Here is a 14,442-nt window from a genome sequence, read left to right as displayed (position 1 = left end):
GATTATCCTATAGCGCAATCCGGCGCGCTGGAGATTACCTGACAACCACATTCACAATGGCAACCATCCACGACAACTGATTTACCATCAGAAGACCATTCAGGCGAACCCTCTATAATGGCATTTATTCCGTGGCCTTCTTTAGGACAACTTACTTTATCCCCTACTAAGGCCACCTTTTTATTATTAACTATCATAGTTGAAGAAGCAGAGATCACTTCTCCACCATGCGTTGTTTTATCTCCCAGCAATACAAAACCGTTTGACATATTGAAATCTCCGCAACCATTTACGATCTAAAAATAAAGCCATTAGCAAAATCAATTCAGCTGTATTTAAATCTTTCACACCGTTTAATGTCGATATATTGACCAACCATCATGATAAACGGAGCAGATACCCACATCCAATAACCTAAGCCATAAGAGATTATTAATCTGTCACGACCTCCAGCGTCTACAATAATGCTTTTCACTCCTAAGAAAGAAATGGCTAAAACAAATGACACCAGAGACAATATGAACAATAGATTATTTTCTTTTTTATTAATCACTCCTATAAGTGATGCTATATAAAATGGATTAGCTAACCAAGAAAATGAAGCACCAGGATCAACAAAAAGACCACCCCCTCCAGCTATAAGTAAAGCAAGACCATCACTTGAACCTGTATCTGTGCTAAAAGAGGGAAAATATAAAGCAGCTAAAAAGCATAGTGCTGAAATTCCGTAGAGAATTCGTGAAAAATATTTCATAACCACCATGTATTTTGAGCGACAATTCAAATTTAAAATCACTTTCTAATTATAAATAACAATCAATCACTACCTTTTGCAAGCAACTGAAGCTTTTTGTAATTAGGGAAATATGGCCCGTTCTCAACGGTTCCATCTGGGTACAACACTGACATATATACCCCGACCTTTTGCACCGATGGCTCTGTGGCGCGCAAGGTTTTTAAAAAATGAAGCCTAGGCTCAAAAATAACTTCCTTTGCCGATGTTGATTTATAAATCACATCTGGTGAGGACCTAACAATGGAATATTCAACTGGGCTACCAATTCTCCTGCGCTCTGTTATTAAAGGGAAATAATCCTCATTCAGAGTGGCATTTCCATTAATAATTTCATATGGTCCACTTAGCCGCTGAGGTGAATTGTCATCAAATACAATAATTTCTTTAATTGGAATGTTTTCACTTTTTTCATCTTTATCTGACGGGGGTTCTTTTAAATTAAAACCTAAGGTTATATTGCTTAATCGCCAATTACACTGCCCGCCACCATCGCGTGAAACGTCTAGATTAAATATACTGTCACCTGATACATGATTGAATTCTTTCTTGATAAAATGATACCCGGGCTCTTTTACTACATCCCCATTTGAATTTTTACGGCTCTTCAAGCAAGTGGTTGAACGATACATAATTTCCAATGGCAGTATTTTACTGTCAGTTGGCATCTTTGCAATTACAGAAACCATTTCACTATCAGGCGGAGGATTCAATGACTCATCTTTATCACAGCCTAACAAAAGAAAAGGAAAGATGAACGCCATATTCTTAATTAATATTTTCATATTCTTCCTTTGCAGTATTTTTAAATCTGACCAATGCATTCACCCAATTGCTCTCGGTCTTTGATATCCCTAATATTTTTGGCATCATTTCTTGCAAAGATAAAAAAATCTTATTCCTTTCCACTTCATTTTTCGAGGTGTTTTTTGTTGATTTCGATGCATTGCCAGCAGGCAAAAAGTGTAGCACTAATCCGCGCAACTATTTAGTTCCGAGAGGCGGCATTAACATATTCAATCTAACTTTGTGCCATGTCTATCTGAAATACTTTCTAGTTTATTAAAATATGGAAACGCATCTCCATCATTGACAACCTCACCATCTGGATAAATATATCTTGTGAAACCCCCACCACTTTCACTTTTGGACCAATCGAATACGTTATTAAATCGGAATTAGACTCAGGAGCGAATAAAATTCTATAAGTGTTTTTTGTTTTATAGGTAGAATATAATCTTTTACTGTATGTCCATAAGTCCCTTGAATACCCATTTAAAAAACGTTCATTGACCCATAGGAAGTAACGCTTTGAAATTAATAAATCTCCCGTGACATCTTCATAAACACCATCATCTCTCTGTGGATAATTATCATCAAAAATAACAATAATGCCAGAACCTACAACATGATCAACTTTTCCTTTGAATGCATCAACTCTATATTGGATATCTATAATCACATTACTCAACTTCCAATCACATTGCCCTCCTCCATTGGATGGAACTAAAGAACTATAATCAGAGCATTTTTTCTTTTTTTAACTGGATTTTTGTATAGTTAAAACTTGGTTCCTCATCTGATTTTCCATCAGAGTTATAGCGTTTTTTATGACACAGATTTGAACGATACATGAACCCAACAGGTAATAATTCCATTTCATCCGAAAGTTTCACTACCAACTTAACGCTTCCCATTTTGGAGTCGGTGGTAAATTTGTCATTTCCATCGCATTCAGTAATTTGTAACGTTAACAGTATAACCAATATAGCTTCAGCTGATATCTTCATACTCTTCCTTAGCGATGTGTCTAAAGCGAACAAGACTATTGCGATAAGTAGTATCAGTAGTGGAAATATCTAACGTTCTGGAATGAATGAGTTGTAACGTTAGGAGCCAGCCATTTTTTAACACTTCATCAATAAACTAGTTTAGTATGCATGAATATTACTCACTAATTAGTGATTGAATCTTTTTATAGTCAGGAAAATAAGGAGAGGATTTAGTCGTTCCATCCGGATAAGTAATAGACATATATTCGCCGACTTTTTGTTCTTTAGGCTCTACGGCATAAATAGTTTTGGTAGAATGAAATCGCGGATGAAAATAAATACGCCCTCCGTTACGTACCCGATACATCTTATCAGGAGTACTTCTAATAATTGATTCGACTTTTTTATAACCATTGATGTGATATGTAGTAACCATTGGGAAATAATCACCAGTCAGATCAAGATCCCCATTAACATCCTGGTATGATCCACTAATCCGTTGAGGATCATTATCATCGAATATTACAACCTCACTAATTGGAACACTATGAGAAGTACCATCCCCAAGAATGCTGTGAAAACTAAGTGTTAAGTTGCTTAGCTTCCACTTGCAATCACCGCCACCATCTCTAGGGATTGGTAATTTGTACCCTTTTTCCTTACCCTCATTATCTAATGAAAGCTTCATAGTTTTATAACCTGGTACCTCATAACTATGTCCAGCACCATTAACTTGCTTTTTATGACAAATATCGGAACGATACATAACCCTCAGAGGTAGCATTTCTAGAGATTTTGGCAATTGGATAGAAATCAAAATATTCTCTCCTTTTTCTGAAGGCGAGAATGCCTCATCTTTATTACAAGAGCATAAAAACAAGGATATTGCTGAAAGAAGATATTTAGTTAATGTTTTCATATTGTTCTTTCGCCCTCTCGTTAAAACGAACGAGTGCATTCTCGTTCACAACACTTCCCTGAGTAGCTTTCAATGTCTGAGGCAAAAGATTTTGCAATTCTAGAAATAACTTATTGCGCACAGCTTCGTCCATTGATGTCTCATCAGATGAATTCATTGATTTATCCACCAGAGATTCAAACTCCTTTCGTTTAATCTTTCGTTCCAATTTTCTTGAAGAGTCTGTCAATTCCAAAAGTTGATTATTCAAAAATGGAATGTATTTATTTTCCATTGAGTGATTTGCTGGGTTCGTTAATGAATCAAGATCAGGGTTTGTATTCTTCTTAAAGAATCGCTCAATACTTTTAGGATCAAGACACCCGATGAATTTTTCTTGTTTTTCCTTTGATTCACAAAATGCACTTTCATTAAGTTCTGGAACGAGATATAACTTTGTTTTTTTAAATGCAATTTCTTTTATTCTTACAATAGGAGAGTTGCTACCAAAATCAACACCGGTAGCTGCAAACTGCCTTTTTTTTAAACTAACTACCGTTTGCTCAGCTTTTAAAAAAACAACAATATCTCCGTGATGCCAATATGGATCCTGTGATTTATTTTTGACACTGATAGCAGTGTCAGCAAGCGCTTTGGGGAAACCGAAAACGACAGCCATATTGGCCCAAAGTTTATACATTTCATTATCAACATCAACTTCCATAGGTATACTGGTTACCGTATCAGTATCATTTACATGTCTATAGTGTGTAATGTTCCCCAACGACGATATCGCGTTTCTTGTAAATGTACGCGGCATGCCGTAAGTATAAATAACAGGGTTGTAATTTATCAGCTTTGATGCTTGTAGCAATGTCAACGCGCCACCTAAGCTATGCCCACAAATAAATAACTCTCGTCCTGCAAGCAAGGAATTTAATCGTTCAAAATCTTCAGGGAAAAGTCGTTGCGCAAGCCTAAATGCCTCTAAAAAACCTCGATGACACTGCCCTACGGGGGAAATATCTAGGCAGGGCACTGGAAAGAATTTAGCATCTGTCACTATATCTGCACCTGCAGATGGCTCAGTACCTCTCCATGCAACTATTATCTGCTTGCCATTATGAAGATAAAATAGTTGCGTCCCCCCTTCTCCATTATTTCCCTCTGTAGTATCTAAAAAAACCGGGTCTATATAGCGTTCACTAAAAGGTACATCTATAACTATAGGACAATAGCCTAACAAGGGAACTTCAGATAAATCCTGGAATTTTTTATTAAATAAGGAAAGAACATCTACTTTTTCTTTATATGCGCAATTAGCCAACAAACCTAAATTCATAGCATTAACAATCGAATATTCTTTTGTATGATGGAGAAGAATATTCCAAGCCCTAAACGGACAGATTTTCACTATTACTCGCGCATTAAAATACATATTCGAGATCGTTAACCCTGAAAACTCTGGATCTGGAAAGTGAAATCCAGGTAGTTCCTTAGCTTCCCAACCTAGTATTTGAGGTGCTTTATCACATAGCTGTCCTATAACCACATAATAGCAAATAAGGTTGGTCTTCTTATCTACGGTAACCGGTGACATTTTCATCGAATAGGAATTAGTCCTTTCAATGTTTAGTGTCCTTTTTTCCATTTCATCAGCAAGTGATTGAGCTTCAACAAAAAGGGTGAGGTCAGGATGAAGCAAGTCATCAATCCTAAACACCCCTTCAGAATTGGTTATTCCAGTATATGGTTCTATAACCTTATCGCGTGATGCCTCATTTTCAGCGCGACAAGCCATACTTTTTACAGGGTTGTCATTTTCATCAACCAGTTGAATTTCAATCCAGCATTTTTTTTGCGCCGGAGCCTGGGCTCTACCGAATGTCCCTACAGCAGATGTTCTTGATTCGCTCATAATGACGCTCCTTGTTCGCTGTCAGTACTGCTTAGAGGAAACTCAATTTTCATTGATGATGGAGACGCAGTATAAATTGGCATAGTATTGCCGAGCTTATCTGTTGTCCCTGAATAAATATCACCTTCAGCGGTGGTGACTTTATAATGGGTGTAAGGCATCACTTCACCCGTTTCCTGGTTAGTTATTGCAAACCCGCCTTTAAATCCTTTAGGCAGTTTCTGAGGAGACAAATTTAAGTTTGCCACCCCCATTTTTTGCACATTCGCAGCTTTCAGCAGGATATTCCCCGGACATCCAAGCTCAATATTTCCGCCACTGATCTTGATATAAGCTCCATTACAAACAAGGGTTAATTCCTTGCTGGCATTTACCGTCACGCTACCGCTATTGCTGGTAACAGTGACATCCTTCAATGCCTGAACATTCAGTGCGTCTCCCTGCGCCTGTACATCAACTTTGCCCTGCCCTGCAAAAAGTTGCATCCCTGCACTTTGTGCAAAAAGACTTACAGCTTTCGACGCCGCAACAGTTACCGACTGAGCGGCGCTTATATCCGTATTGCGACCAGATACTATTCCTACACTTTGACTTCCAGACGCAATCCGAACTGCTTCTGGACTGACCATCCCAATACCCATCGGTGAATGAGCTAATATTCCTGGTTTTTGCAGTCCGGACAGCGCGCTATTCAGACTTGACTGGCTATCTGAATCTGCCGAAGTTGCTTTTGCTGTCTCAGCTGCTTTGCTGAGACTTTTTGCGAGAGAAAGAGCCTGTTCCAGCTGCTGTACAGCTTCATGCATATCGAGCATTATACCGTCAGCATTTGGCTGAGAGTCAGCACTTAGTAAAATCCCTTTCCCCCCCCGAACAGCTACCCAATCATCAGTGCGCAACTCTGCACCTTCTCCTCTAACAACGCGCTCCTCATCGACGTTGTGTCCTAAATTAAGTTGGGTCTTGCCGCCATACTCCGTACTGAGCTTAACGTGCTCTTCGCCGCGCTTGTCCTCCATCCGAAGCTTGTTCAGGCCAGCTGTGCGGATAACATTGCGCGTGCTGTTGGCCTCAGTGACGTGGTCAACGTGGCGGGAGTCGTGGAGGGCATGGGCAATATACGGACGATCCGGATCGCCTTCGTGGAAGGCAATGGCGACTTCAGTGCCCTGTATCAGCGGGAAGTGGAAGCCGTATTTGTCCCCACCGTAAGGCTTGGCAAAACGCACCGGCATACTTTCCATGCCCTGGCGTTTATCGTCGCGGTCGGCATCGAATTTCACACGGTACATGCCGGATGCATCCTGCCAGGCGTAAATATCGTTATCTTTGGCGCTGGTCACACGCGCCATCAGCGTGCCGCTGACCACCGGGCGCTTTTTAGGGGCTGGTCGCCAGCAACGGTTCTCGTAGTACGGCATCCCTTCCCACATCACCACCAGGGCATTCTTACGGCTGGCAATGTAACCCGTGCGGGTAATGATAATTCCGTTTTCTATTTCTGACGGCAGCGTCCGCTGAAGAGCCAATTCAGTGATGGTCAGTACCTGTGCCGGAGAAAGTGTCGCATCATTGCTGCTGCCGCTGATAGTCGTCTGCCTGGACAGAAAACGTTCATGCTCCAGGCGCGCCCAGAAGTTACCGGTTTCTGCTGAAGGTGTGATTTTATCGCCACGTTCAAGGTGACGCGGGCGATAATGGTACACATCGCCGTAGGTAACTCCGTCACCGTCGCCGCGGGTCATGTCCGCCGGTACAGAGGTCAGGACATTCTGGGCTTCACGGTGATTGTAATCACTGGCGGTGACATTACGCTCAACCACATTCTGTCGGACGTTAACCCCCCAGACTGAATCCGCTGCATTGTCACTCATTCCCGATGGGCTGCTGAGCGGCAGAGACTTACCGAACGTCCATGCGCTCTGCTTGTCTGCGAAATGCACCACTTCGGTCTGGGTGTCAGGTTGCAGGGTAAAGAAGTAGAAAATCCCCACTTCGGCCAACAGACGCTCAATGAAGGCGAGGTCGTTTTCCTTGTACTGGTTAATCTGTTCACGCTTCGGATAGTCGGCTTTGAGGGTGAACTCATACTCCCAGCCTTTCAGGCCATGTTCCTGTAATACTTCGGTGACGACTTCTGGTACCGACTTGTTGACGAAAAAACGGTGGGTACGGAATTGCTTGCGCAGCAAAGACAGGAACGGCTCAATAATAATCTGGTACATCGCCTGGTCACGTGAGCCACTGATACGCTTAAAATGCGTCACCACACCATGCACCACTTTCTGCCCGGTCAGCCCCATCAGAGGCCCGGTTCCCATGGTCAGCGTCGCTGGCTTGGTCAACAATTGAGTTGAATTAATATTCTGCTCGCTGCTGGTAAAGACAACCTGGTAGTAATAAAGCTCACTCATGAACTCCTTACCGCTGAAATTCTCCACATCGATATCTGCCGTGCAGGACGGAATATCCAGGCGGTAGCGGTTCAGTCCGCCTTCAGTTAGCGCAGACAGGGTATTCTTAAGCGTATCTGTCAGACTCATGATATTGACTCCATGGGATAACCTGCCGTCCATGACTTTATTGCCTAAAGGCAAATAGCAGGTTTTATCAGGGGTACTCAGTGAGTACGGAAAAGAGTGATTAGGGCTCCAGCCCCGACAGCACATATGAGGGCTTTTACCAGCAATACGGTCATTTCAAAGTTATCCATTGCATATTCCCCATCACCACTGACGGAAATAAAACGCTTAACAAACGCGCAAATAAAAGCATCAGGAAGAAATAGAACACCAACGATAGTGAACAGAAAGAAGATGAAAATTTTCACTCAGTTAGCCACCCCGACTTCAGGAAATAAAAGAGTAAATTATATATTTACAAGAAAAACTTTAAATACGGACACTTATTACACTTGCTATTCTGGCACCTGAATTGAACCATACGGCCTCGCGAATTCGCGGTCTGTCAAAGGGAAATTATACACTTGATTATTATTAATACCGACACCAACGACAAAGCTTCTCGCTTCTTTATTATCAAGTGTTGGATGAAGTACAAACTCAACAATATACTTGCTACCATTTCCAAAATGAAAATAAGACGGAGGAATACATAACTCTCCTTCAATAACCTTAAGGTCGGGAGAGAAATTAAAATCTTTTTCCTTTGAAGGCGTCCCTCGTAGATTGATACCCATATCTACTGGCTGATAATCTTGTGCATTATCAATATTCACGCAAACATTATCACCCTTTTTACTCACCTGTGCAGTTTCTTCAAAACGAAATCTGTCACCTGGTCCAGGGCATCCCGTCAGGATTGAAAGACAAAAAAACGCTAACGATAAAGTATTAAGCTTAATAAAATAGTTACGTCTCACCATGGAAAGCCCCTCAAAGCATTTTTATATCCCTCACGTATCACCGACTCAGAAGTATCCCCATCGAGCGTAATATCGGGATATCTTTTATTTTCAAGGTGATTCCAGATTTCATACCCAAATGTCTGTAAAACAAAATTATCTGCAATAATCTGCGCCTGCTGCTCCATCGGATATTCGCTTAAGAGACGACCATCAAGGGTATAACGGTAACTCACCATCCAGCTCACCAGCCCTCTGAAGATCACATTCATTCCTTTTTCACGCTGCCAGACATGACTCATTTCATGGATGAACAGATGCTGAAAACTGTCGGTTGTCTGTGAGAAATCATCGAAATATAGATCACGAAAATAGATCTCCCCGTTTGGAGTCATAGCCGTATTCTTATCTTGTAGATTAAAAGGGAGATAACTCTCTCTGTGGATCCAGACTGTTGGGTAATCGATAGTGGATAAGAAAACAGATTGTGCAAGCTGTATCTCACCGGCCGTAAGTGGTCTGACACCACCTTCTTTAATTCTGAACTGATCCTGAGTTTCTTCAGCCATGTTTAAACTCCAGCTCAATCCCTTCTTCCTCACTCCAGCCGAGCGTCAGGGAGTGTGGTTTCTGTTTTGCCGCCATGTGGGTCAGCAGTTGCTGGCTCAGCACCGGCAGAATTTGTTGATTCAGCAGGCTGTCGACGTTGCGTGCGCCGGTATCCGGCAGCAGGCAAGCGGCGGTCAGGGCGTCATACAGGCTCTCATCAATATGCGTGGTCAGGCCATAGTGACGATGTAAGCGCTTGCTGACCTGTGAGAGCTTCATCTCAACGATGATGCGCATAGGCGCTTCAGCCAGCGGACGGTAAATCACGGTCTGGAAGCGGGCGAGCAGCGCCGGCTGGAAGTGGTCTCGAAGTATCGGACGCAGCAGTTCGTGGAGATCGCCTTCGGTGGCCTCCGGCTGTTCGTCGAGCAACTGCATCAGGTGATCGCTGCCGAGGTTGGAGGTCATCAGGATAACGGTATTGCGGAAGTCGATTTCACGCCCTTCGCCGTCGCGCATAAAGCCGCGGTCGAAGACCTGGTAGAACAGGTTCATCACGTCACGGTGGGCTTTCTCGACTTCATCGAGCAATACCACGCTGTACGGGCGCTTGCGCACCGCTTCAGTGAGAATACCGCCCTGACCGTAACCCACGTAACCCGGAGGAGCACCTTTTAACTGGGAAACGGTGTGCGGCTCCTGGTACTCGGACAGGTTGATGGTAATCAGCGATTTTTCACCGCCGTACAGCACGTCTGCCAGCGCCAGCGCTGTTTCAGTTTTACCGACGCCACTCGGGCCGACCAGCAGGAACACGCCCTGCGGACCGTTCTCTGACGTCAGTCCTGTTTTTGCCGCACGCAGGCGCTGGGCGATGGCGGTCAGCGCCACGCCCTGCCCGACCACGCGGCTGCCGATTTCATTTTCCAGCGTCAGCAGTTCGGTCTGCTCGTCTTTCATCAGCGAAGACAGCGGTACGCCGGTCCAGTCGGCAATCACGTTGGCAACCGTGCGGGTGTCCACATCCACCTGAACCAGCACGTCGCCCTGTTGCGCCTGCTCCAGTTTCAGCTGCAGATCCGAAATTTCTGCCTGCTGACTGATGTCCTGTCGGCTGGCCATCAGCTGCTGTACCAGCGCCTTTTCGTGGCTGAAACGAGATTCCTGTTCCGCAATACGCGCTTCCAGCTCAGTCCGCTGCTGCTCAATGGCGCCCAGGCGGTCACCGTGACGGTTGCTGCCGGAGGCGATGTCTTCCAGCAGCGCCTGCTCTTCCAGTTCCAGTGCGGTCAGCTGTGCTTTCAGGCGCACAATTTGTTCAGGCACCGTATCGAGGCTCATGCGCACGCGGGCAGCGGCGGTGTCGAGCAAATCAACCGCTTTATCCGGCAGCTGGCGTCCTGTTAAATAACGGCGGGAAAGCGTGACAGCGGCACGGACCGCATCATCGGTGATATGCACGTTGTGATGTTCGGCATAACGGGATTTCAGGCCTCTGAGCATCAGGCAGGCGGTGTCATCATCCGGCTCGTCGACCTTCACCATCTGGAAGCGGCGCTCCAGGGCGGCATCACGCTCGAAGTACTGCTTGTATTCGGACCAGGTGGTGGCAGCGATGGTGCGCAGTTCGCCGCGCGCCAGTGCCGGCTTCAGCAGGTTGGCCGCATCCGCGCCACCCGCCTGATTGCCCGCGCCGATGATGGTGTGCGCTTCGTCGATAAACAGCAAAATCGGCACCGGTGACTGCTGCACCGCATCGATGACGTTTTTCAGGCGCTGTTCGAACTCACCTTTCACGCCTGCCCCCGCCTGCAACAGGCCGAGGTCAAGGGTGCGCAGGATGACCGGCTTGAGGGATTCAGGTACGTTACCTTCGGCGATACGCAGTGCAAGACCTTCCACCAGCGCGGTTTTCCCCACACCCGGTTCACCGACCAGAATTGGGTTGTTCTTGCGACGGCGCGAGAGAATATCCACCATCTGGCGGATTTCAGTATCACGACCAAAGACCGGGTCGATCTTGCCCTCTTTCGCTTTGGCGGTGACATCGAGGGTGAATTTATCCAGCGCGTTCTGCAGCGCCGGACTCAGTTCTCCTTCTTTTACTTCCGCATCGACAAACTCCACCTCACTGCCGTGATTTTGTGCCAGCTCTGCTTCCTGCTGTACTTCCGGACGTTCGTCCGACTGCGCATCAAGTAACGGACGCAGACGCTCAAGCTGGCTCTGGCCCAGCGTCAGCAGTGGCCACAGTGCGTCGCAGTGAGCAAGTCGTGGGTTTTCCGTCAGCGCCATCAGCAGGTGCACGCTGCGGATACTTTCCTCTCCGGCAAGTGAGGCCTCCATCCAGGCTTCCTGCATCAATTTCTGAATATCGGCAGACAACTGGGGACGACTGCGTACCGAACGCGGTTGATTATCCAGCCAGCCGAGCAAGTCCTGCCAGATGGCGTCCATATCCCACTCGTAGCGGCGGGCCAGCACGGTAAGGTCACCTTCGCCCTGCTCAAGCAGTTTCAACAGCCAGTGCTCCGGCAGAATTTCTGCGTGCGCGCGGGTCTGACACAACGAGGCTGCCCCTTCCATTGCGCGGGCGCAGTAAGGGTTGAGACGTCGAAGAAGGATTGCCGGGTTTTCCATGTTTGCTTGCTCACTGTTGAGGACCGTTCAGGCACGCTACCGCCCCTGGCCGTTACCGAGGCCCATAAGGTCTGTTTCCGGGATGTGATGTTTTTTGCTCAACGCCCGCATGGGCAGACGTTCAGCAAAAAACGGGCAGAAAAACCTGCCCGCAGGGCCGTTGCTCTAAATAGTTCGTGCTGTAGCAAGGCGGCAAGCGAGTGCGGCCCCGGGAGCTTACTGAAGTAAGTGACCGGGGTGGATGAACGTAGCCAACGCCGCTACAGCGCGAAATATGACGAGCAATTACGCCGTGGCGCGTTCGTTCCAGCTATCGGAATGAATGATGTTGCCGTCTTTGTAGGTCCAGGTGATTTTTTCGTAACGCAGTTCAATGCGCTCAAGGTGGTTATGCTTCTCTTTAGAAGGATCCTTGATGTCATACATTTCAGGATTCACTTTCACCACTTTCACGTTTTCTAACTTCGTGTTGAAGTACTCAACTTCCTGGCCCGCGTCGTTGATTTTGTACCACTTGAATTCCGCAGACTTGAGGGTCTGACCGGTAGTCACCGCCTTGTACAGGTACGGGCTGGACGAGTCGATTTCCTTGGTGAACAGGAACGGCGTGTGGATACGGGTACCGGTCAGTTTGCCGGTGTTGTTATCGGTCGGGATGTACAGGTTATGTTCCTGAGCAACAACTTCGATGCTGCCTTCACGATCCTGAACGTCCACAGACCCTTTAATGTCCGCGCCGCCGTCGTCTTTCAGCCAAAGATAAACAGGAATTGCCATGGAATTACTCTCCATTGTGTTGTGATGCGCCATCATCCTGCGATGACGCCTGGGTGTGGCCTGGTATCTGACAGGCATTGGCCTGCGGTACCAGACTGATTTCGACACGGCGGTTGAGCGCACGGCCCTCCGGCGTGTCATTGGTTGCGACAGGACGGCTTGCGCCATAGCCCTGCACCGCAAAACAGCTTTCCGGTACATCACCGGTATCACGCATCCAGTCACGCACCGCTTCGGCACGCTTAAGTGAAAGCGTCTGATTGAGTTTTGGATTGCCAGTGTTGTCGGTGTGACCTGACACCACAATCAGCCATCCCGGCTTCGCTTTGATATCGACCAGTGAGTTGACCAGCATTTTGGTGGAGCCAGCCTTCAGCATGGATTTGCCGGAATCGAACAGCGACATGCTGTCGAGGCGGATTGTTTTCGGACCCTGAATGATTTTCTTAATGACCGGTGGCGGTGGTGGCGGTGGAGCCCAGTCGCTGACGGCAGCCTCAACAGGCGGCACCAGGCGCAGCCCCTGATACAGACCCAGGCGATAACGCAGTGGCTCCCCGCGACGCGCCCAGTCGTCCAGCAATGCGCCGTCGGCTCTGAGGCGTTGCTGCGCCCGCAGTTTCGGGGCAACAGGATTCCCTGTCAGCTGGTGATACAACGCAAGGTGATCGCCCACATTACGGATTAGACGCTGGTTGTTTATCCAGGACGCCAGCATGGCCAGCGCCAGGAAAATCCCGCTCAGCAACCCGGCGTAACGCCAGAACACCATCCTGCGGCTGACACCCCGTCGGCGTGGTAATGCCGGCAGCAGCAGTTCAGGCAGCGGCAGTGGCTCAGTGGTGACAATGGCATCCGGTGGCAGCGCCGTCACGGAAGTGATGTGCTGTTGCCAGAGATTGCCCGCGATACCACCCACCGGCACCATGCACATGCCCTGCACGCAAGGCTTCATCACCGGTAGTTCGCCCTGGCGTACTGACAGCAGGTCATTCACCGCGCTGTTCTGCCAGGCAAGCAGACTGTCCAGCCACAAACCCTGACTCAGACGCGAAAGACGCCCGTCTGAGCCGGTCTCCCGGGTCCACTCCGTCAGTGACACATTGCCCTGAGCGGGCTGATACACCTGAATACCGCTTCGCTGGCTTACCGTGGTAAACCAGACAGGCTCTGCCTCCGCGCAGGCCACAGGGGGAGATACCCAGGTCACAGTCCACAGCGGCGGGAGAGTGCCAAATGCCGCACGGCACTGGATGACAGCCCGCTGCCAGCCCCGAAGACTCTGGGTAAAATCATCACCGGAGGTGTGCTGTTCAGGTACCACCGCCAGCATGACGGAGATTTGCAACACCAGGGCCGGGCGCACCAGGCTCAGGTGCTGTGCCAGCAGTGGCAGCTGTTCTGCATCCTTCACCCACAGATACCAGCCTTGTCGGGTCTCCCGGTGACGAGAACCGGACACAAACAGCCGGGTGTTGTCGCCGCAGACGAGGATCACCGCCCCCTGAAAATCCTCCGGCGGCAGGTTTTCATCCACAATTTCCCGGACAGCAGTCGCCCTCGCCCGGGAGGCCCGACGCTGACGCCAGAGCATCACCCCGGACACCAGAACAACCAGCAAGCTGAGTGCCACACGGCTGCCCGTGGACAGTGGCCAGAATCCCAGAATGAGCCACAGCGCCAGAACGGCACTCAGGGCCGTTAACAGACTTCGGTACGCATCCCGCATCG

14 protein-coding genes are annotated in these 14,442 nt (G+C 47.5%); all 14 read right to left on the bottom strand.

The features are described from left to right. Positions 1-2 precede the first annotated feature (2 nt). The 14 genes from ACMYSN_RS22070 to ACMYSN_RS22005 all read right to left on the bottom strand — a co-directional run bounded on the left by ACMYSN_RS22070 (position 3) and on the right by ACMYSN_RS22005 (position 14,440). Positions 3-269, bottom strand: coding sequence for a PAAR domain-containing protein (locus tag ACMYSN_RS22070; protein WP_050141242.1), 267 nt, complete (start codon positions 267-269; stop codon positions 3-5). 56 nt (positions 270-325) lie between these two features. Next, positions 326-754 (bottom strand): hypothetical protein, encoded by a 429-nt coding sequence (locus ACMYSN_RS22065; RefSeq protein ID WP_462496173.1) that lies wholly within the window; start codon positions 752-754, stop codon positions 326-328. A 62-nt stretch (positions 755-816) separates the two neighbouring features. Beyond that, positions 817-1,578: a hypothetical protein gene (locus ACMYSN_RS22060; protein WP_462496172.1), complete on the bottom strand. Its 762-nt coding sequence runs from the start codon at positions 1,576-1,578 to the stop codon at positions 817-819. Positions 1,579-1,847: 269 nt separating this feature from the next. Beyond that, on the bottom strand, positions 1,848-2,264 hold the full coding sequence (locus tag ACMYSN_RS22055; RefSeq protein WP_462496171.1) for a hypothetical protein: 417 nt from the start codon (positions 2,262-2,264) through the stop codon (positions 1,848-1,850). A 49-nt stretch (positions 2,265-2,313) separates the two neighbouring features. Continuing rightward, positions 2,314-2,583, bottom strand: a complete 270-nt coding sequence (locus tag ACMYSN_RS22050; protein ID WP_462496170.1) for a hypothetical protein — start codon at positions 2,581-2,583, stop codon at positions 2,314-2,316. A 157-nt stretch (positions 2,584-2,740) separates the two neighbouring features. Further along, complete coding sequence (locus ACMYSN_RS22045) at positions 2,741-3,484, bottom strand: hypothetical protein (protein ID WP_462496169.1); 744 nt, start codon at positions 3,482-3,484, stop codon at positions 2,741-2,743. Further along, on the bottom strand, positions 3,468-5,381 hold the full coding sequence (locus tag ACMYSN_RS22040; protein WP_462496168.1) for a lipase family protein: 1,914 nt from the start codon (positions 5,379-5,381) through the stop codon (positions 3,468-3,470). The genes ACMYSN_RS22045 and ACMYSN_RS22040 overlap by 17 nt, the downstream gene beginning before the upstream one ends. Next, entirely contained in the window at positions 5,378-7,924 is a 2,547-nt protein-coding gene (locus tag ACMYSN_RS22035; RefSeq protein ID WP_462496167.1) for a type VI secretion system Vgr family protein, read from the bottom strand. The genes ACMYSN_RS22040 and ACMYSN_RS22035 overlap by 4 nt, the downstream gene beginning before the upstream one ends. A 77-nt stretch (positions 7,925-8,001) precedes the next feature. After that, entirely contained in the window at positions 8,002-8,211 is a 210-nt protein-coding gene (locus ACMYSN_RS22030; RefSeq protein ID WP_462496166.1) for a hypothetical protein, read from the bottom strand. Positions 8,212-8,298: 87 nt separating this feature from the next. Continuing rightward, positions 8,299-8,766, bottom strand: coding sequence for a putative T6SS immunity periplasmic lipoprotein (locus ACMYSN_RS22025; protein WP_462496165.1), 468 nt, complete (start codon positions 8,764-8,766; stop codon positions 8,299-8,301). Next, entirely contained in the window at positions 8,760-9,314 is a 555-nt protein-coding gene (locus ACMYSN_RS22020) for a type IV secretion protein Rhs (RefSeq protein ID WP_462496164.1), read from the bottom strand. The genes ACMYSN_RS22025 and ACMYSN_RS22020 overlap by 7 nt, the downstream gene beginning before the upstream one ends. Continuing rightward, positions 9,307-11,934, bottom strand: a complete 2,628-nt coding sequence (tssH, locus tag ACMYSN_RS22015; protein WP_462496163.1) for an ATP-dependent Clp protease ATP-binding subunit — start codon at positions 11,932-11,934, stop codon at positions 9,307-9,309. Before tssH ends, ACMYSN_RS22020 begins: the two co-directional genes overlap by 8 nt. Before the next feature lie 285 nt (positions 11,935-12,219). Further along, on the bottom strand, positions 12,220-12,711 hold the full coding sequence (hcp, locus tag ACMYSN_RS22010) for a type VI secretion system effector Hcp (RefSeq protein ID WP_024558534.1): 492 nt from the start codon (positions 12,709-12,711) through the stop codon (positions 12,220-12,222). A gap of 4 nt (positions 12,712-12,715) precedes the next feature. After that, entirely contained in the window at positions 12,716-14,440 is a 1,725-nt protein-coding gene (locus ACMYSN_RS22005) for an OmpA family protein (protein WP_462496162.1), read from the bottom strand. Positions 14,441-14,442: the final 2 nt, after the last annotated feature.

The organism is Klebsiella sp. R445, from assembly GCF_051131755.1.
Taxonomy (GTDB): domain Bacteria; phylum Pseudomonadota; class Gammaproteobacteria; order Enterobacterales; family Enterobacteriaceae; genus Klebsiella; species Klebsiella lignicola.
The sequence above is the reverse complement of the archived record's forward strand: the minus strand, read 5'-3'. Positions and strand labels throughout refer to the sequence as shown.

Coding starts and splice junctions, on each gene's coding strand:
- ACMYSN_RS22070 (WP_050141242.1), bottom strand. CDS start 269: ATGTCAAACGGTTTTGTATTGCTGGGAGATAAAACAACGCATGGTGGA.
- ACMYSN_RS22065 (WP_462496173.1), bottom strand. CDS start 754: ATGAAATATTTTTCACGAATTCTCTACGGAATTTCAGCACTATGCTTT.
- ACMYSN_RS22060 (WP_462496172.1), bottom strand. CDS start 1,578: ATGAAAATATTAATTAAGAATATGGCGTTCATCTTTCCTTTTCTTTTG.
- ACMYSN_RS22050 (WP_462496170.1), bottom strand. CDS start 2,583: ATGAAGATATCAGCTGAAGCTATATTGGTTATACTGTTAACGTTACAA.
- ACMYSN_RS22045 (WP_462496169.1), bottom strand. CDS start 3,484: ATGAAAACATTAACTAAATATCTTCTTTCAGCAATATCCTTGTTTTTA.
- ACMYSN_RS22040 (WP_462496168.1), bottom strand. CDS start 5,381: ATGAGCGAATCAAGAACATCTGCTGTAGGGACATTCGGTAGAGCCCAG.
- ACMYSN_RS22035 (WP_462496167.1), bottom strand. CDS start 7,924: ATGAGTCTGACAGATACGCTTAAGAATACCCTGTCTGCGCTAACTGAA.
- ACMYSN_RS22025 (WP_462496165.1), bottom strand. CDS start 8,766: ATGGTGAGACGTAACTATTTTATTAAGCTTAATACTTTATCGTTAGCG.
- ACMYSN_RS22020 (WP_462496164.1), bottom strand. CDS start 9,314: ATGGCTGAAGAAACTCAGGATCAGTTCAGAATTAAAGAAGGTGGTGTC.
- tssH (WP_462496163.1), bottom strand. CDS start 11,934: ATGGAAAACCCGGCAATCCTTCTTCGACGTCTCAACCCTTACTGCGCC.
- hcp (WP_024558534.1), bottom strand. CDS start 12,711: ATGGCAATTCCTGTTTATCTTTGGCTGAAAGACGACGGCGGCGCGGAC.
- ACMYSN_RS22005 (WP_462496162.1), bottom strand. CDS start 14,440: ATGCGGGATGCGTACCGAAGTCTGTTAACGGCCCTGAGTGCCGTTCTG.